This window comes from Falsibacillus albus, from assembly GCF_003668575.1.
Taxonomy (GTDB): domain Bacteria; phylum Bacillota; class Bacilli; order Bacillales; family DSM-25281; genus Falsibacillus; species Falsibacillus albus.
This window is the reverse complement of sequence record NZ_RCVZ01000007.1, coordinates 70,720-88,193: the sequence shown is the minus strand read 5'-3', so window position 1 is coordinate 88,193 and position 17,474 is coordinate 70,720. Positions and strand designations below refer to the sequence as shown.

Here is a 17,474-nt window from a genome sequence, read left to right as displayed (position 1 = left end):
GCAAAAAAATATGTTTACAACCAATCCTCAATCAACGTGACGATTTCATTAATATCGCCTTGGACCGTAGGAATCGGTGGAATAGAGGAAGTAAAGGCACGGCCATATGAAGTGGTCATGATCCTTCTATCAAATACGATAACTATTCCTCTGTCCGTGCTGCGGCGAATCAACCTCCCAAATCCTTGTTTAAAACGCAATACCGCCTCTGGCAAGGAATATTCGGAAAATGAATTATTCCCAGCCTTCTCCACTTGTCGGCATTTCGCTTTCGTAACCGGTTCATTTGGCGGTGCAAAGGGCAGACGGACGATTATCAGACATGATAAATCCTCTCCTGGAATATCCACACCCTCCCAGAAACTATTCGTGCCAAATAAAATCGCCTTATCGAAGCGCTGGAAGTTCTTCGTCAACCTGGTCCTGCTCCCGCCGGATATCCCTTGTGCCATTAATACATAATCGTCAAGAGTCCCACTATCTTTAATTAAATTATACGTTCGCTTCAACATATCGAAGGACGTAAACAAAATGAGCATCCTTCCTTTCGTTGCCTCCGCCAAAGCGATGATATGATTCGAAATGGCATCGATATACTGTGCCGATTGGACTTTTCTGATTTCAGGGATATCATTTGGGATAATTAGTTTGGCCATTTTTTGATACTCAAATGGAGAAGGGAGCTGCAGTTTCAATATTTCTCTTCCGGATAGTCCGACTTCTTGTAAAAAATAATCAAATGACGATTTTACGGTCAATGTGGCTGAGGTCATGACCACGCTTTTTTTCACAGAAAACAAAAAGTCCCGTAATTGTTTATCGAGTGAAACCGGCTGCCCAATAATGCTCAGACTATTGGGGATCCCATTTAAATCCGCTTCCACCCAGATAACATTTCTTTCATCAGGGCGTAGGATCAAATCCGATATAGTCCTCTCCATTTCTTCCCATTGGATCAATAATCCATGAAGCTCCTCTAAAAGAGCTTTATCCGCCGCACTTAAAGCCCTCTCTGCTTTTTTTACAGTCTCCAGTCCTGTTTCAACCTTTTGCCGAATGTCTTTTAAGCCGGATTTAACTCTTTCTGCACAAATATAAAATGATTTATAATCGCGCCCATCCTTGCCGATTTCATTCAAAAGATACTGGATCTTTTGAAATTGAGGCTGATGTTTCTTTTCGAATTGCCTGCTTATATGAGCTAAGATGCCGAATAAATCATCAAAATCCTGATCGAGATCCTGGAGCGACCGATCCATTTCAAAGGGGTGAAAACTAATTGTAATCCCATGCTCCTCAATCAAGGAATATAGCCTGTGGGCAAGCTGTCTTTTTTCATTGGTACCGAGCTGACCCAATAAAAACTTACTTGAAATGATATCCAGTGAAGCGCCGGCATGAGCCCTTGCAGCCTTTTCAATATGATGTGCTTCATCCAATACAAGCGTTTCATATGGCGGTAAGATGGACGTCTCATTCAGCAGGTCATTCATAAGCATCGCATGATTCGTGATGATAATATTTGCATTTTCAGCATTTTTCCTTGCTTTTAAATAGAAGTCCTTCGATACCCACGGATCTTTTTCTTTAGATAAATACCACCCATCATGTTTGATTCTGCTGCAATAGAGCCTTCCTCCACTGGACAAATTCAATTCACCAAGATCCCCTGTCATCGTAGAGGTCAGCCATACTAGAATCTGCATCTTGGTCAAAACTGAATCGTACTGAGCATCTTCTTCCTTTAAGGTTTGTTCGAATTTCAGTAAATGAAGATAATGGCTCCTGCCCTTCAACAGTGCAGTCTTGAACGAAAATGGCAGCATTTTCTGCAAAGCGGATATTTCCCTCGAAAGAAGCTGTTCCTGTAATTGATTGGTATATGTACTAATGATGACAGGTGCATTTTTTTCGACAGAATAATATATGCTCGGAATCAAATAGCCAAGTGACTTTCCGATGCCGGTCCCTGCTTCGATGACTGCATGCCCGGGTTTCCTGAAGGCCTTCATGACCATGTCCATCATTTGAAGCTGACCTTCCCTCGCCTCGAATCCATCTACCCCAAAGGATAATAATTGATTTTTTTCATCGTTGGATTCTGGAAAGCTTGGCGGCTTAAGCTCCACATGCTGAATTTCCTGATTTTTGGCCAAGACAATCCCCCTGTATACCTCCAAATGATCAGGGAGGTTCTCAATATGGGATAGCTTTATGTTATGTAAAGCCTGAAGTACCAAATGGACATCACTTTTCAAATGGAAGGAAAGGGTTAAGAGATTTTCAATCGTTACCATCGGCAGCACTTCTATTTTTTCCATGAATTCCAATAGCAATAGCGCAGTGGCATAAGCATCGCTATCTGCCTGATGCGGCCTTTCATGATTAAGTGAAAACCCACTTGACAGCTCAGTCAACTTATAACTGTCAGCAGTCGGAAGTAATATTTTAGCCATTTCAACTGTATCCACCGAAGGACCATTAAAACAAGGATAACCAGCCTCTTCTAATTCAGCCTGAAGAAAATTCAAGTCAAAATTCACATTATGTGCAGTGAATATCGAGCCATCCAAAATTCGGATAATGTCTGGCGCAATTTCATCAAAAGTGGGAGCATCCTTAACCATTTCATCGTCGATTCCCGTCAATTCAGTAATAAACGCAGGAATCATTTGTTCTGGGTTGACAAATGAGGTAAACTGCTCCTTGATTTTTCTATTCTCAACGACGACTGCAGAGATCTGGATGATGCGATCGCCTTTTTTGGGTGCATTACCTGTTGTTTCCAAATCAACAACAACATATTTTTGGGTCATACTTTTCACACCTTTAATTTCTCTCTAACTTCAATCTGACGGTAACAAGTTTATCATAAAATGAATTATACCAGCCACTGGCATGAAATAAAAACGAGGCTCTCCCTAAAATGGACAGCCTCATCGAATATTGTATATTCGTGTGGTTAAAATATTTCTAGTTTAGAGCTGGCTATAGCTTAAACCAGCACGGTAGCTTCTGGTTCGTGTGATATCATTTGGATGATTTCATTTTTTTCATTCATCACCGCAACCTTTGGCTTGTGTGACTTTATTTCATCCTTGTCTACGAGTGCATAGGAAATGATGATCACCGTATCCCCTACCTGTACCAGACGGGCTGCTGCCCCATTCAGACAAATGACGCCGCTGCCTCTTTCACCTGCAATGATATAGGTCTCAAACCTTGCACCGTTATTATTATTAACAATCTGCACCTTTTCATTTGCTGTCATGTCGACTGCATCCAGGATGTCTTCATCGATCGTGATGCTGCCTACGTAATTTAAATTTGCCTCCGTGACAGTGGCACGGTGGATCTTGCCGTTCATCATTGTTCTAAGCATGTGCTGTCCCCTTCCCTGACTCCTGTTGAAAATATAACGTTATCAATTAATCTGGCATTGGAATATTGCAGTGCTGCTGCGATAATGATTTTTTCAGATGATTGATCAGGGGCCTTCAGGAATGGATACTCATAAATTTCCACGTAATCCACAGTCCCTGACGTCCTCTCTCTCAGTCTCTCTGAAATCATCCTTTCCACATCTTCAGCTCCGATTCCGCTAAGGAACATATCCTTGCCATACTTAAGAGCAGCATAGATCTCCGGCGCTTCTCTTCTTTCTTCGCTTGTAAGCTTTACATTCCGTGAGCTTTTCGCCAATCCGTCCTCTTCCCTAACCGTTTCTACAGGGCTCAGTTGGATGGGGAAGTTAAAATCCTTTATTAGTCCATCCACGACAGCAACTTGCTGGGCGTCTTTTAGTCCGAAGTAGGCTCTATCTGGTTCGGCCAAATGAAATAATTTCGTCAATACTGCTGCGACTCCGTCAAAATGGCCTTCTCGCTTCCGCCCGCATAGTACATTCACACGCTCTGAGACTGTGAACTGTATGGAGGGAGTCCGGGGATACATCTCTTCCGGCTGCGGAGCAAAAATCAAGTCCACTCCTGCTTCCTCTGCCAATTCTTTATCCCTTCCAAAATCTCGCGGGTACGTTGAATAGTCTTCATTCGGTCCGAATTGAAGCGGGTTCACAAAAATGCTCATTATGACAATATCATTTTCATTTTTAGCAGCTTCCACTAAAGATAGATGCCCTTCATGCAAATATCCCATTGTCGGGACAAAACCTATCGATAAATTTGCCTGCTTGATTGATTTAATTTGATTTTTAAATTCTTGGATGTTTTCGTAAACCTGCATTTCACTTTCCTCCATACAACCCTGATAATTCTTCCGCTTTCATGATGAAAGAATGACGCTCCTCAGGAAACTCCAATTCTTTTACTTCTCGTACATATTGTTTAAGGCCTTCCCTGACGGCGTGATTGACATCCGTATATTGCTTCACGAATTTCGGTACTCTTTCTACTCCGTAAGTGACAACATCATGATAGACCAAAACCTGCCCGTCTGTCCCGGCACCTGCACCAATCCCGATGACAGGAATGGCGAGGGCATTCGTGATTTTTTCGGCAATCTGCTTCGGAACACACTCCAGTACCAGAGCGAAAGCTCCTGCACTTTCACACTTTACCGCTTCCTCCAATAATTGATTGGCAGCTTCCGCAGTTTTCCCTTGGACTTTGTAGCCCCCAAGCACACCAACCGATTGGGGGGTCAATCCCAAATGAGACATGACAGGGATGCCTGCAGATGTCAAGGAAGCGATCATCTCAACAACATGACCTCCGCCTTCCACTTTTACCGCATGTGCCCCTCCTTGCTGAATGACTGCAGCAGCTGATCTCAAGGTTTCTTCGCGATTTAAATGATAAGTCATGAACGGCAAGTCTGTAACGATGAAAGTATCTTTCGCTCCCCTTTTCACGGCTTTCGTATGGTGAATCATATCTTCAATCGTAACCGGTATGGTTGAGTCGTAGCCCAACACCACCATTCCAAGTGAATCACCTACTAACAAAATATCTGATCCTGATTCTTCCGCCAATTTAGCAGAAGGATAGTCATAAGCTGTAAGCATTGCAATCTTCTCGCCTGTTTTTTTCATTTTCACAAAATCCGTCGTCTGTTTCATTCCAGTTCCTCCTTTAATTAGAGGAGACGAAAACAAAATGATTGACGTACAAGCATGAAAAAAGGGCCCTTCAAATAGGCAGAAGGACCCGTATCATTCATCATCTGTTTCGACCCTCTGTCCCCGTCATATAGATCAAGGCAGAAAACGTATTCAATTTAATCGGTAAAACTTGCAGGTGCAGGTCATAATATGATACTGCCCAATTTATATTATACCAGAGGAGATTTTTATTGACTATCCTTAATTATTGTCAGGAAATTCTATGTCCGCAGAATAGACTTCATGGATTTTGTCATTCTCATCCTGAATCCTGAGTACGCCTTCATCCGTGATTCCCAAAGCTTTTCCCTCGATTGAACCTGTGATTGTTCTTGCAATAATGTTCTTGCCAATGCTTACAGCATAACCTTCCCAAAGCCACTTGATAGGCGAAAAACCTTTTTCTAAATAGATCTGATAGTAATTTTCAAGCTTTTCCAAGATTTTTTGTATAAGCCTGGCCCTGGATACACTTTGTCCCTTTTCAATGGCAATGGAAGTCGCAATTTTCTTCAGCTCTTCTGGGAAATCACTTTCCTCGGCATTAACGTTCATACCGATCCCGATTATGATGGAATTGATTTTATCTGACTCCGCTTGCAGCTCGGTCAATATCCCTGTTACTTTTCTTCCTTTGATAAGGATATCGTTCGGCCATTTTATTTCCGGATTCAATCCGCATACTTCTTCGATGGCCTGTACAACGGCCACCGCTGCAATCAGCGTAAATTGAGGTGCTTGTTGAGGGGGCAGTTTCGGCCTTAATACAATGCTCATCCAAATTCCAGTAAACTTTGGGGAGTGCCATGGTCTAGTCAATCTGCCCCTGCCGCTCGTCTGCTCCTCTGCGATGACGATCGTCCCTTCCGGACAGCCGTCATATGCAAGGTGATGGGCCTTTTTTTGAGTCGAGTCTATTGATTCCTGATAATAAATCGTATGGCCAAGGAACTTTGTGTTCAATCCATACCGTATTTCATTGTCCGTGACTTTATCCGGAGTTTTGATAATGCGATAGCCCCGTTTCCGCACGGCTTCAAGCTCGAAGCCTTCTTTTCTGAGCTCCTCAATATGCTTCCATACTGCTGTACGGGTACACCCTAAAATATCTGCCAAGGATTGCCCCGAGACAAATTCTCCTTTTGATTTTGAAAATGCTTCCAACATTTTTTTCCTTATCGGTGATTGCATGAGTATAGCCACCTCCTTATGGAATCCTTATCATTCACAATCTTTTCTTCTACCACTGCCCTTTCAACTCTTTCAAGCTTTTCCTTAATCCACGGTCCACCAGGCTTGTCCTCCCAATTCATGAAGTCGTCCCCTGTCACAGCGAGATCTTTCACACTTTGGATGGGAAGGCTGTTGAATGATGCTGATATTTGAGCTTCATACTGGTCCAATGCCAGACCGAGAATTATCCTAGCAACGGCTTCCACATCAGAGGCCATGGATTCCCCCGCATTATATACTTGAAATGGAGTCCAATCCTTCTTCAATCTGCATTCAAGAAACGGGAGCGCTTTTATTACATATTTTATTTTCTTATTTGGCTGCTTCCATTCTTGCATAAAGGCTCTTTTGTCACCTTCTACAAAGTGCAAGAGTAGGATCCACATCTGTCTTGCATTTAAAGGCGACAAGTCATAGACAAGCATGCTTTCGATAATATGTTTCCTGTTCTTTAACCCGGGCAAGTACTCATTAATTGTAGATTTTATGAGTAGGGAGAGAGAATCCTCTTTTCTTTGCCCGTTAAACAACTTTTCTATTTCAGATGAAATGCGTTCGATGGAGATATAACTCAAAAGTGGAGCGTGCTGTTTAAGCGCCGATTGGGTTTCCTCGGCCAGCACAAAGCCTAATTGGCTCACAAATCTAACCGCCCTGATCATCCTGAGAGCATCCTCCTGGAATCGTTCATGAGGACTGCCGACAGTTTTTATCACCCGCTGCTGCAAATCATGTTTACCATTGAAAGGGTCGATGATGCTGCCGGATATATCCATGGCCATGGCATTCATCGTAAAATCCCTGCGCTTCAAGTCTTCCAGCAGCGATCTAACAAACGTAACCTTTTCAGGCCGGCGATAGCCCTCGTATTCCGATTCTGTCCGAAAGGTGGTGATTTCATATGATATTCCCTTTTCGATGACCAGTACGGTCCCATGTTCTATGCCAACATCAACAGTATTGGGAAAAATCGACTTGATTTCATGAGGGAATGCCGAGGTAGCAATATCAATATCGTGTATTGGGCGTCTTAAAAGATAATCCCGAACGCTCCCGCCGACAATATAGGCTTCATATCCCGCTGCTTCTATTTTTTGTATGATAGGAACGACTTCTTTGAAAGGATTCATGTTCTAGTTGCACCTTTTTCCAGATTCAAGACTTCATAATAAATATTTTCATACTGTTGTACAATTTTATCGGAGCGAAAATCGTTCTCTACGCTTTTAATCGATGAAAGGCTGAATTTTTGATGAAGCTCCTTGTCAGCAAGCAATGAAATCGCTGCTCTTGAAATATTTTCAATATCCCCTACTTCACAGATGAACCCGTTCTCATTATTTGAAATCACTTCAGGTATACCTCCAATATTGGTCCCTACACAAGGTACACCACACGCCATCGCCTCCAATGCCACAAGCCCAAAGCTCTCTTTCTGTGACAAAAGCAGTTTGATGTCGCTGATGGAATAAAGTTCATCCAAATTATCCTGTTTGCCCAGAAACAACACTTTCTCTTCAAGTCCCAATTCCTTTACCAAGCTGCAGATAACGGTCATTTCGGGACCATCTCCGACAAGCAGGAGCTTGGAAGGCAGCGCACTTGCAATTTTTGCAAATACCTTCACTACATCCTGGACTCTTTTCACAGCCCTGAAATTCGACACATGGATGACCACCTTCTCGTCATCATCAATGCCGTATTCTGCCTTTAAATGTCCAGAATCCTTTCGATTGTATACACGTTCATCGATAAAGTTATATACGGTCTGAATATTTTTGTCCGCGCCAATCAAATCATTTGTCTGCTTGACTAAAGCATTTGAGACTGCAGTGACAGCATCCGATTTTTCGATGCCAAAACGGATGGCTTCCGTCAAGGAAGGATCATAGCCCAATACAGTGATATCCGTCCCATGAAGCGTGGTGACAATCTTTAATTCGGTGCCCGCCATTTGCTTTGCCAAAATCGCACAAACAGCATGAGGGATGGCATAATGGACATGGAGAATATCTAAATTTTCCCTTTTCGCCACCTCGGCCATTTTATTAGCCAAAGCTATATCATATGGAGGATACTGAAAGACCGAATATTGATTAACCTCAACTTGATGATAGTAAATATTATGATACATTTTATTAAGCCTGAAGGGCATGCTGGAGGTGATGAAATGTATTTCATGCCCCTTTTCTGCCAGCAGCTTCCCTAATTCTGTCGCTACAACTCCAGATCCCCCCACAGTAGGGTAGCAGGTAATTCCAATTTTCAATTTCATAATTTTTCTCCTAATAAATCGTGTTTAATCAACAGAGGTTTCTTAGACATGAACCCTTCTGCGTATTTAACGCCAACTTCTTTCCCGAATAACTTCTCCCGTGCTTCTACGCTTTCTATGTACCCTTCCGTCAATGGGGTCGCAACACTTCCCGGGGCAAGGTTGAATTGGCTGTTATATGCTTTTAATGATTCAATTTTGGCATCCATCTCGTTCGTCACATCGACCACGAAATCCGGCTGGTGAAATCCGTTAATCAAATAATAATATAATCCTTCCGTTTTATGGGCTTCAGTATGTTTTGTCGTTTGAAACCTACGGATCCCTGCAGAAAATGCCGCTTCCTCCACAAGTCTTGAACAGTGCCCATGGTCTGGGTGACGATCGACAGCGTATGGTGCAAACATTACTCGAGGGCGATACTTCCTGATAACATCAGCAATCCGTCTAATATTCTCCTCTGTTATAAATAATCCTCTATCTGGAAGCTTTACGTTCAGCCTCTCGCTAACACCTAAAATATCTGAAGCTGCTTTCGCCTCCATCCTCCGTGTTTGGACAGTGCCATTTGAAGATAGCTCTGCTTCTGTCAAGTCACATATGACAACTTTCTTTCCATTTTTGGTAAACTTTGAAATGGTTCCGGCCATGCCAATTTCAACATCATCTGCATGCGCTCCAAAAGCCAAAATATCAATAAGTTGATCGGTCATGATGGATGATCACTCCTCTTCTTTCTTTACAATCTTCCTCCAGTCCATGTCCCCGTTCATCAATCCACGTACGAGCACCTCAGCTGACCCCATATTGGTTGCCAATGGGACACTATACACATCACAAAGGCGGATCAATGCTGAGACATCCGGCTCATGAGGCTGGGCTGTTAATGGATCTCTGAAGAAAATGACGAGATCCATTTCATTGTTCGCGATCATCGCACCGATTTGCTGGTCACCGCCGAGCGGCCCGGATTGAAACCTGGTGATCGGGAGGCCTGTTTCATTCTGAATCCTCAAGCCTGTTGTACCTGTGGCAAATAATTGATGAAGCTTGAAAATATGCTGATAAGCGGTAACAAACCTTGCCATATCATCTTTTTTCTTATCATGGGCAATAATTGCAATTTTCATAAGAACCTCCCCTTCTACTCCAAAATGTTTTCAAGTCCGTACACAAGGGTATCGAGCTTAATGACAGTTTCTACACAGACCTTTACGCCCGACATAAACGATTGGCGATTATATGAGTCATGGCGGATCGTCAGTGTCTGCCCATCAGCTCCGAATAACACTTGTTGATGCGCAACCAATCCAGGAAGGCGAATACTGTGAATATGCATGCCATCCATTTCTGCCCCCCTTGCACCTTCGATCGTTTCTTTTTCTTTCGGATGACCTTGTTTTTTCGGTTCCCTTGATTTTGAAATCATTTCTGCTGTCTTTACAGCTGTTCCGGATGGTGCATCTAATTTTTGATCATGATGCATCTCCAAAATCTCTACATCTTGGAAATACTTTGCTGCCATTTGTGAAAATTTCATCATTAAAACGGCGCCGATGGCAAAATTCGGTGCAATGATACATCCTATGCCCTTTTCCTCAGCCAATTCCTTCAATTCATTTAATTGTTCCTTAGAGAATCCAGTCGTTCCAACCACCGGCCTTACACCGAATTCGAGTGCAGTCTTTGTATGGAAGTATCCCACATCAGGTGTCGTAAGATCGACCAGCACATCTGCTTGGGTTGTTCGGAAACATTCTTCAATATCTGTGAAAATAGGCACGTCAATGCCTTGAAAACCTTTGATTTCAGATAAACTTAGCCCCTCATGTTTCCGGTCCAATACCCCGGCAAGCTCAAAATGGTCTTCATTATGTACCAAGTGAACCGCTTCTGCCCCCATTCTTCCTCGCGGTCCTGCAACAATCACTTTTACTATGTCCATTGTCATTCTCCTCCCTTTTCCTCAACCCTTGTCCAGCGATTACGGTCCCTTGTATTGAATTTATGTAAAACCAGGTCATGTGCCTGCTCCAAGTCGATGTTCAAAGAGTTGGCAAAGCAGATTAAAACAAATAATAAGTCACCAAGCTCCTCTTCAACCGTGTTCTCTTTTTCAGATTTCTTCTTGGGCTTCTCACCATAAAAATGGTTGACTTCTCTAGAAAGCTCCCCCAACTCTTCGGTCATCCTGGCCAGCATGGCTAATGGACTGAAATAACCTTCTTTGAATTGGCTTATGTATTCATCCACTTCTATTTGCATCTGTTCGATCGTTTTGCTTTTATTTTCACTATACACTGGGAAAACTCCTCTCACTCATCTTCTTTCATGTTAGCTAAATCCATTTTTATTTACAAATAATTAATACTAAAGATTGTATTTAAACCAGCTTATTGCTTGTTCAAGTACTCTCTTATATAATAGAGAGCGCTGTGTGGCATATTAACACTAATGGGAGGGATGACCATGATATTTGGCCTCAGGTTAAAAAATATCGCATTCATATTACTAGGCTCTGCAATATTCGCCTTTGGACTAGTTCATTTTAACATGCAGAACAATCTTGCTGAAGGTGGTTTCACTGGAATAACGCTATTACTGTACTTCTTATTTAAAATCGATCCATCCATCTCCAATTTGGTCCTCAATATTCCCCTATTTCTGATCGGCTGGAAGCTGCTCGGGAGGAATGCTTTTTTATATACGATGATCGGGACGGTAGGCGTTTCAATTTTCTTATGGATTTTCCAAAGACACCAAATTCAGATACCCCTTAATGGGGATTTATTCTTGGCCGCCCTTTTTGCGGGTGTCTCCATCGGGGTCGGACTTGGAATCATTTTCAGATATGGCGGGACTACAGGTGGAGTAGACATCATAGCCAGGCTGGTACATAAATATAATGGCTGGAGCATGGGGAAGACGATGTTCATGTTTGATGCCATCGTCATTACTTTATCCCTTATCACTTATTTACATCTTCGCCAGGGTATGTATACGCTTGTAGCAGTCTTCGTAGGGGCCAGGGTGGTAGACTTCCTACAAGAAGGTTCTTATTCCGCTAGGGGAGCGATGATCATATCCGAAAAACACCAAGAAATAGCTAAAAAAATCATGAAGGAAATGGACCGCGGTGTTACAGTTCTGCGAGGGCACGGCTCATTCACGAAAGAAGAGCGAGAAGTTTTATATTGTGTAGTCGGTAAAAATGAAATTGTCCGATTAAAGAACATCATTGCCTTTATCGACCCACATGCATTCGTCTCTGTCACATTTGTTCATGACGTGCTAGGAGAAGGCTTTACATTGGATGAAAACAAAAATCCATTGGAAATTTAGAGCCGATCGGCACAGATTCCTCAAATTTTTTCCCGGACATTAAAACGGCGCAGCCACAATTGTGGCGCGCCGTTTGTGTTTCCTTTATATCGCGGTGCTTCAGTCCACGGAAAATTTAATCTCCAATTTTCCCTTCTCTTCGCTTCTGTTCCAGCCGGTTCCGCTTTTCTTTGTCCAGCTCCACCGGCTAGAGGCTGGTAGACTTCCCTCATTGTGTCTACGATAAGTCATCATCGAATCGCTAACGCTCTTCGTGATTCCTTTATCTCACACAATTCAGTCCAGTCTATACGCCTCTGTTCCAGCCGGTTCCGCTTTTCTTTGTCCAGCTCCACCGGCTAGAGGCTGGTAGACTTCCCTCATTGTGTCTACGATAAGTCATCATCGAATCGCTAACGCTCTTCGTGATTCCTTTATCTCACACAATTCAGTCCAGTCTATACGCCTCTGTTCCAGCCGGTTCCGCTTTTCTTTTAATCATTCCGCTGCATGCCGGTGAAGATGAGGATGAGTCTCAATAGTTCGATGACGGCGACTGCAGCCGCTGCTACATAAGTCAAGGCTGCGGCGTTCAGCACCTTTTTCGCTTCGCGTTCCTCATCATTCCTTATTATGCCGAGGGCGACTACTTGGTCCATCGCCCTTGATGATGCATTGAATTCCACCGGAAGCGTCACAAGCTGGAAAATGACCGTCAAGGACATTAAAATGATGCCCAGGAGAAACATTCCGGAAATTTGCGTAAAAAACCCGATCATGATGGCGATCCAAGCAAAATTGGATCCGATGTTGGCAGCAGGGACAATCGCATGCCGAAATCTTAAAAATGCATAGTTTTGGCCATCCTGGATGGCATGCCCTACTTCATGGGCGGCGACTGCCGTCCCGGCTATAGAGTGTCCGTGATAGTTATGTGAAGATAAGTTTACTGTTTTCGACTTTGGATTGTAATGGTCGCTCAAGACGCCTCTTGTTTCGACTACATCTACATGGTGGAGGCCATTGTCATCCAATATCCTCCTAGCGACCTGTGCACCGGTCAACCCTGTTGCTGATGCGACCTTTGAATACTTTGTGTACGTATTTTTGACCTTCATTTGTGCCCATAAAGGAATCATGGCGATCAGAATGAAATATAACAAAAATCCTGCCATAATCTTCCCTCCATTCTACGCTGTGATTACGACTATTTTAATTAGTTTGGGCAAGAAGGTCAATCGTTACGCTCTTTTTTTTGCTTTTCCATTCTTTGTCCTTTATATTTACGCCAGCCAACATAGGATAAGGTAAAAATAATGATTCCGCCTGTAGAAAATATTACCCACCAGATTGATGGATCAGCTTCATCCTGGTTCATTTGATCAAACAATTGCTGCAGATCATTATGAATGAGATTGAGTTCATTTATTTGATCTGTATTGTCGCTAACATTTCTGTATTGATCCAAGTAGGTGATCTTTGCATCAAGCTTCTGCAGCCTTTCAGGTGAGATATCCACCTTAAGGCTAGGTTCGATAATGGAATATTGAGATAAGAAGGAATTCAGTTTATAGTGGTAAGACTCTTGATCACCTGCTTCGGCTGCTTGTTGGACTTGATTGAATGCAGTCATGATCGAGCGCTCCATTTCTGTCCAAAGAGGTTGATACTTGGAATGAAGGGCATCCATTACCAGCCTGAAAGTCATTACATCATTTATTCTCTCTGAATCTGGCATACTGAGGTTTGTCACGGCTTCCAATGCTTTATTATGAGATACTGTCAGCACCCGCAAATCATCCATTGAGAGCATCTTATCCTGAAAGGATACTTTGGTGAATTGATCCGAGAAATACTCGAGCATTTGCTTGGCATCCTCATATTTCCCCGACTTAGTGAGCTGGAGTGCCTGATCGGCAATTTTATCTAGACTTGACAATGTGGCTGCTTCTTTTGCATTACAAGTGGATGTGAATAATGAAATGATTATGGCGAAGATGATCATATATTTTGCTTTCATAAACTTGTCCCCCCTCAAACTACTAATAATATGTATGAGAGGGGGGACAAGAGTAGACCATATGTTATGAATTATTTTGCGGGGAAAGAGCGTATATCCGCTTGGATTTGATTCCCCAAAAATATGCAATGGCAAGCGATGCGATGCTTAGCCAAAATGTAAAATATCCTATTTCTTTCACATACATGTAGAGTGCACCGTATTTAGGATATTGCATGAAGACATAGTCGATTACATCATTGTGCAAAGTCCATATGCCCGCAATGACGAGATGGCGAATTTTAAATCGATAAAACGGGGCGTATAACAGCCCTTGGATGGCCATGGCCGAATGGGATGCCATCAGCATGTATCCAGTCCAAGGCAGGTCCCCTGTTGCAGCTAATGTCCAAATATTCATGACCACTGCCCAAACACCATATTTGAATAGGGTCACGATAGCCAAGGCTTCCATCAATGAAAAATTGCGGTTGAACAAAAAAGCAATCAAAACAAATACAAAAAATAAAGTCGCTGTTGGGCTGTCAGGGACAAAAATCAAGAATATGTCAGGGGTCACTTTCAGTTGCCCCTCATACCAAATATATCCATAAATGGTGCCGAAAAGGTTGACAATGAATAATATCCATAAAAATCGTTTATCCGCTAATATTAAATAAATCCAATTCATTTCCACACCCCTAGATATTTCAAAATGTCGTCAAAGACAAAAAGCTGGCAAATTGCCAGCTTTAAACTCTCATTTATTTACTTTTCAAGTTTGCAATGAATTCGCTAAGTTTTTTCAGCTCTTCATCCGTTCCCTTGAATTGGCCAGGAGGCATTCCTGGAGGCTTACCATTCTTTGCGATCTTTGCAATTTCTTCAGGCTTTAAACCGGTGTCGACCAAGCTCGGTCCAACGGCTCCCTGAAGGTTTTCCCCATGGCAGTTGATGCAGCCATTTTGTTTGAATAGCTTATACCCATCTGAATTTTTATCCACATCGACTTCAGCTACAATCTTCCCTTGCTCTTCAGCCTTTTTCCAGTCATGGTGGGCTACCGCCTGCCAAGTCAGGAATACTGTAGCAGCAAGAGCTAAAAGCATGAATCCAGTCGCAAGCGGACGTTGTGTAGGACGGCGCTTTGTGCTGCGATCCAAAAATGGAGCAAGCATTAATCCGCCAAAGGCAAGTCCTGGAATGATAAAAGCACCAATCACATTATATGGACCTGATGCGTAAGAATATTTAAGCAATTGATATAAGAATAAGAAATACCAGTCAGGCAGTGGAATATAACCTGTATCTGTTGGATCGGCAATACGCTCAAGAGGTGATGGATGAGCGACAGTCAAACATAAATATCCGATCAAAAACACGGCACCTACCAGCCATTCCTTTAAAAGGAAGTTTGGCCAAAAGGCTTCCGTTTTCCCTGGGTATTCCGAATAGTCCTTCGGAATATTCGGTTTGCGCACTGCAGGGACACGCGAGTCACCTACAAACTTCATCCCTTTACCACGATGCATAATGTCCCCTCCTTCGAAAATAGTTAATTTCAAGTTTGACCGAAGCGTATATTCGGCTTACAATGGGCCGGAAATACCTTGCTTTCGGATCATCAGGAAGTGGGCACCCATCAAACCAAGAAGTGCTGCAGGCAAAAAGAACACGTGTATAGCAAAGAAACGTGTCAATGTCTGAGCTCCGACAATCTCTGAGTGTCCAGCAAGAAGTATCTTGACTGCTTTTCCGATTAAAGGAGTTGACTCCGCGATCTGCAGTCCGACTTTAGTCGCAAATAGCGCTTTCATATCCCACGGCAATAAATAGCCTGTAAAACCTAGGCCAAGCATGACGAAGAAAATCAAAACTCCCACGATCCAGTTCAATTCACGAGGTTTTTTGTATGCTCCTTGGAAAAATACGCGTAACGTATGTAGAAAGATCATAACAATTACCAGACTGGCACCCCAATGGTGCATACCACGAACAATTTGACCAAAGGCAACTTCATTTTGCAGATAATATACGGATTCCCAAGCGTTTTTAATATCCGGAACATAATACATGGTCAAGAACATTCCAGATAAGATCTGAATTACTGTGATGAAGAATGTCAATCCGCCAAAGCAATAAACGAACGCAGAAAAATGGTGCGCCGGGTTTACATGTTCTGGCACTTCATGGTCAGCAATGTCTCGCCATAAAGGCGTAATGTCCAAACGCTCGTCAACCCAATCATAAATTTTGTTCAGCACGGATTACGCCTCCTTTACTTAACGATATTGTTTGGCTTCGGTTTTCCAAAGTATAAGAAGCCATCTTTTACTTTGGTTGGATACACATCCAATGGTGCAGTAGGCGGTGTTCCCGGAATGTTTTTCCCATTCTTTTCATAGCGTCCACCATGGCATGGGCATGCAAATTGATTTGGATAATCCGGATTCCCCTTCCAACTGACCGTACAGCCTAAATGTTTACAAATCGGCGAAAGCGCTACCACTTTGCCTTCTTTGTCTTTGTAAACCCAAGCCATTTGAGTAACATCTGATTCATACCATGCATCCTTTTGTTTAAACTTGAAGTCTACACGCTTAGGTTCGTTCGTCAAATCCGATACCTTTTGTTTACTCGCATGGTATTCTCCTCCTGCTTCCGCTTCCAAAACAGGATCGATTGCAAAGCGAACCATCGGCATAAGCATTCCCGCAGCCATGAAACCGCCTACACCAGTAAGCGTGTAGTTAAGGAATTGACGTCTTGAAACACGATGCTTGCTCATCCTTTTCCCCCCTCTATCGTAAGGTAAGTCCATCGGACATATACTTCGCACAAATATAAAACTAGGACATAATTATGATATATCAATCTTCAAGGAAGGTCAATATACTAGTGTTTAGATAATGGCAATACTGTGACGATTTTCCGAATGAAAAAGTTATTTCCATTTTTGTACGATAATTTTTAATAGCTGATTTACTTGATCTTCCATGATGGAATGCTTATATGGCTCGTCCATATGCTCCAATGGTATTGAAGGGAGCCATATCACTGAACCGTCGAACTCGTCTTGATGACCGTTCCATAGACCATCGGATGTTAAATAGAAAACGTATGAAAATCCATTCTCCAGCAATTTTTTTTCAAGTGCCGATAAATTGACTTTTGTAATTTCGAAACCGACATCCTGCAAATATGAGAAAGCCGGCAGAAAAAGCATTCTGCCTTTGAATTGTCGCTCCAAATGAAGGGCAAGCAATTCGATGAACTCACCTTGATTGGCTGTGTGTTTCATTTCTTCTTCAAATGCGATTGGCAATAAAGGAACCACCACCGTATCCACATATTTTTTCTCTTTCAAGTAAATATCAATATCCTTTGCATTCCATTTCATGAAAAACACTCCTATTAATAATCTCTACAAGATAGAATACCATAATACATAAAAAGAACAATTAAATTGAAACTTTTAAAAAAGGCGCAGCCCCATTCCTGGAAAGAATGGGGCTGCGCCCTTT

The 17,474-nt window shown here is 42.6% G+C and carries 19 protein-coding genes; 1 reads left to right on the top strand and 18 read right to left on the bottom strand.

The features are described 5' to 3' along the window. Nucleotides 1-14: 14 nt before the first annotated feature. From dinG to D9X91_RS11490, 11 genes are all read right to left on the bottom strand, one after another. Complete coding sequence (gene dinG, locus D9X91_RS11540) at nt 15-2,816, bottom strand: ATP-dependent DNA helicase DinG (RefSeq protein WP_121680783.1); 2,802 nt, start codon at nt 2,814-2,816, stop codon at nt 15-17. 179 nt (nt 2,817-2,995) lie between these two features. Further along, a complete protein-coding gene (gene panD, locus D9X91_RS11535) occupies nt 2,996-3,382 on the bottom strand; it encodes an aspartate 1-decarboxylase (protein WP_121680782.1) in 387 nt (128 codons plus the stop codon). Continuing rightward, nucleotides 3,367-4,245 carry a pantoate--beta-alanine ligase gene (panC, locus tag D9X91_RS11530; protein WP_121680781.1) on the bottom strand — a complete coding sequence of 293 codons (879 nt, stop codon included), beginning with the start codon at nt 4,243-4,245 and terminating at the stop codon, nt 3,367-3,369. Before panC ends, panD begins: the two co-directional genes overlap by 16 nt. 1 nt (nt 4,246) lies before the next feature. Then, on the bottom strand, nt 4,247-5,080 hold the full coding sequence (gene panB / locus D9X91_RS11525) for a 3-methyl-2-oxobutanoate hydroxymethyltransferase (RefSeq protein ID WP_121680780.1): 834 nt from the start codon (nt 5,078-5,080) through the stop codon (nt 4,247-4,249). 243 nt (nt 5,081-5,323) lie between these two features. Then, entirely contained in the window at nt 5,324-6,313 is a 990-nt protein-coding gene (locus D9X91_RS11520; protein ID WP_121680779.1) for a biotin--[acetyl-CoA-carboxylase] ligase, read from the bottom strand. After that, on the bottom strand, nt 6,298-7,485 hold the full coding sequence (locus tag D9X91_RS11515) for a CCA tRNA nucleotidyltransferase (protein WP_121680778.1): 1,188 nt from the start codon (nt 7,483-7,485) through the stop codon (nt 6,298-6,300). Before D9X91_RS11515 ends, D9X91_RS11520 begins: the two co-directional genes overlap by 16 nt. After that, nucleotides 7,482-8,630, bottom strand: a complete 1,149-nt coding sequence (gene bshA / locus D9X91_RS11510; RefSeq protein WP_121680777.1) for an N-acetyl-alpha-D-glucosaminyl L-malate synthase BshA — start codon at nt 8,628-8,630, stop codon at nt 7,482-7,484. Before bshA ends, D9X91_RS11515 begins: the two co-directional genes overlap by 4 nt. Continuing rightward, nucleotides 8,627-9,343 (bottom strand): bacillithiol biosynthesis deacetylase BshB1, encoded by a 717-nt coding sequence (bshB1, locus tag D9X91_RS11505; protein WP_121680776.1) that lies wholly within the window; start codon nt 9,341-9,343, stop codon nt 8,627-8,629. The genes bshA and bshB1 overlap by 4 nt, the downstream gene beginning before the upstream one ends. A gap of 9 nt (nt 9,344-9,352) precedes the next feature. Further along, nucleotides 9,353-9,760: a methylglyoxal synthase gene (gene mgsA / locus D9X91_RS11500; protein WP_121680775.1), complete on the bottom strand. Its 408-nt coding sequence runs from the start codon at nt 9,758-9,760 to the stop codon at nt 9,353-9,355. Between the two features lie 14 nt (nt 9,761-9,774). After that, a complete protein-coding gene (gene dapB, locus D9X91_RS11495; RefSeq protein ID WP_121680774.1) occupies nt 9,775-10,575 on the bottom strand; it encodes a 4-hydroxy-tetrahydrodipicolinate reductase in 801 nt (266 codons plus the stop codon). Nucleotides 10,576-10,577: 2 nt separating this feature from the next. Beyond that, nucleotides 10,578-10,895, bottom strand: coding sequence for a nucleotide pyrophosphohydrolase (locus tag D9X91_RS11490; protein ID WP_121680895.1), 318 nt, complete (start codon nt 10,893-10,895; stop codon nt 10,578-10,580). 204 nt (nt 10,896-11,099) lie between these two features. On the opposite strand from D9X91_RS11490, the gene D9X91_RS11485 reads away from it, so the two are divergent. After that, on the top strand, nt 11,100-11,972 hold the full coding sequence (locus D9X91_RS11485; protein ID WP_121680773.1) for a YitT family protein: 873 nt from the start codon (nt 11,100-11,102) through the stop codon (nt 11,970-11,972). Between the two features lie 473 nt (nt 11,973-12,445). Here the strand turns inward: D9X91_RS11485 and D9X91_RS11475 are convergent, their stop codons facing one another. From D9X91_RS11475 to D9X91_RS11445, 7 genes are all read right to left on the bottom strand, one after another. Beyond that, nucleotides 12,446-13,126 (bottom strand): zinc metallopeptidase, encoded by a 681-nt coding sequence (locus D9X91_RS11475; protein WP_121680771.1) that lies wholly within the window; start codon nt 13,124-13,126, stop codon nt 12,446-12,448. A gap of 59 nt (nt 13,127-13,185) precedes the next feature. Next, a complete protein-coding gene (gene ypjB / locus D9X91_RS11470; RefSeq protein ID WP_121680770.1) occupies nt 13,186-13,971 on the bottom strand; it encodes a sporulation protein YpjB in 786 nt (261 codons plus the stop codon). 64 nt (nt 13,972-14,035) lie between these two features. Then, nucleotides 14,036-14,641: a lipoprotein heptaprenylglyceryl N-acetyltransferase LhaT gene (gene lhaT, locus D9X91_RS11465; RefSeq protein ID WP_199738100.1), complete on the bottom strand. Its 606-nt coding sequence runs from the start codon at nt 14,639-14,641 to the stop codon at nt 14,036-14,038. 73 nt (nt 14,642-14,714) lie between these two features. Next, complete coding sequence (locus tag D9X91_RS11460) at nt 14,715-15,482, bottom strand: menaquinol-cytochrome c reductase cytochrome b/c subunit (protein WP_121680768.1); 768 nt, start codon at nt 15,480-15,482, stop codon at nt 14,715-14,717. 57 nt (nt 15,483-15,539) lie between these two features. Then, nucleotides 15,540-16,214 carry a menaquinol-cytochrome c reductase cytochrome b subunit gene (qcrB, locus tag D9X91_RS11455; RefSeq protein ID WP_121680767.1) on the bottom strand — a complete coding sequence of 225 codons (675 nt, stop codon included), beginning with the start codon at nt 16,212-16,214 and terminating at the stop codon, nt 15,540-15,542. A gap of 14 nt (nt 16,215-16,228) precedes the next feature. Beyond that, a complete protein-coding gene (locus D9X91_RS11450) occupies nt 16,229-16,738 on the bottom strand; it encodes a QcrA and Rieske domain-containing protein (protein WP_121680766.1) in 510 nt (169 codons plus the stop codon). Between the two features lie 156 nt (nt 16,739-16,894). After that, nucleotides 16,895-17,350 (bottom strand): YpiF family protein, encoded by a 456-nt coding sequence (locus tag D9X91_RS11445; protein WP_121680765.1) that lies wholly within the window; start codon nt 17,348-17,350, stop codon nt 16,895-16,897. Between the last annotated feature and the right edge of the window lie 124 nt (nt 17,351-17,474).

Coding starts and splice junctions, on each gene's coding strand:
- dinG (WP_121680783.1), bottom strand. CDS start 2,816: ATGACCCAAAAATATGTTGTTGTTGATTTGGAAACAACAGGTAATGCA.
- panD (WP_121680782.1), bottom strand. CDS start 3,382: ATGCTTAGAACAATGATGAACGGCAAGATCCACCGTGCCACTGTCACG.
- panC (WP_121680781.1), bottom strand. CDS start 4,245: ATGCAGGTTTACGAAAACATCCAAGAATTTAAAAATCAAATTAAATCA.
- panB (WP_121680780.1), bottom strand. CDS start 5,080: ATGAAACAGACGACGGATTTTGTGAAAATGAAAAAAACAGGCGAGAAG.
- D9X91_RS11520 (WP_121680779.1), bottom strand. CDS start 6,313: ATGCAATCACCGATAAGGAAAAAAATGTTGGAAGCATTTTCAAAATCA.
- D9X91_RS11515 (WP_121680778.1), bottom strand. CDS start 7,485: ATGAATCCTTTCAAAGAAGTCGTTCCTATCATACAAAAAATAGAAGCA.
- bshA (WP_121680777.1), bottom strand. CDS start 8,630: ATGAAATTGAAAATTGGAATTACCTGCTACCCTACTGTGGGGGGATCT.
- bshB1 (WP_121680776.1), bottom strand. CDS start 9,343: ATGACCGATCAACTTATTGATATTTTGGCTTTTGGAGCGCATGCAGAT.
- mgsA (WP_121680775.1), bottom strand. CDS start 9,760: ATGAAAATTGCAATTATTGCCCATGATAAGAAAAAAGATGATATGGCA.
- dapB (WP_121680774.1), bottom strand. CDS start 10,575: ATGGACATAGTAAAAGTGATTGTTGCAGGACCGCGAGGAAGAATGGGG.
- D9X91_RS11490 (WP_121680895.1), bottom strand. CDS start 10,895: ATGCAAATAGAAGTGGATGAATACATAAGCCAATTCAAAGAAGGTTAT.
- D9X91_RS11485 (WP_121680773.1), top strand. CDS start 11,100: ATGATATTTGGCCTCAGGTTAAAAAATATCGCATTCATATTACTAGGC.
- D9X91_RS11475 (WP_121680771.1), bottom strand. CDS start 13,126: ATGGCAGGATTTTTGTTATATTTCATTCTGATCGCCATGATTCCTTTA.
- ypjB (WP_121680770.1), bottom strand. CDS start 13,971: ATGAAAGCAAAATATATGATCATCTTCGCCATAATCATTTCATTATTC.
- lhaT (WP_199738100.1), bottom strand. CDS start 14,641: ATGAATTGGATTTATTTAATATTAGCGGATAAACGATTTTTATGGATA.
- D9X91_RS11460 (WP_121680768.1), bottom strand. CDS start 15,482: ATGCATCGTGGTAAAGGGATGAAGTTTGTAGGTGACTCGCGTGTCCCT.
- D9X91_RS11450 (WP_121680766.1), bottom strand. CDS start 16,738: ATGAGCAAGCATCGTGTTTCAAGACGTCAATTCCTTAACTACACGCTT.
- D9X91_RS11445 (WP_121680765.1), bottom strand. CDS start 17,350: ATGAAATGGAATGCAAAGGATATTGATATTTACTTGAAAGAGAAAAAA.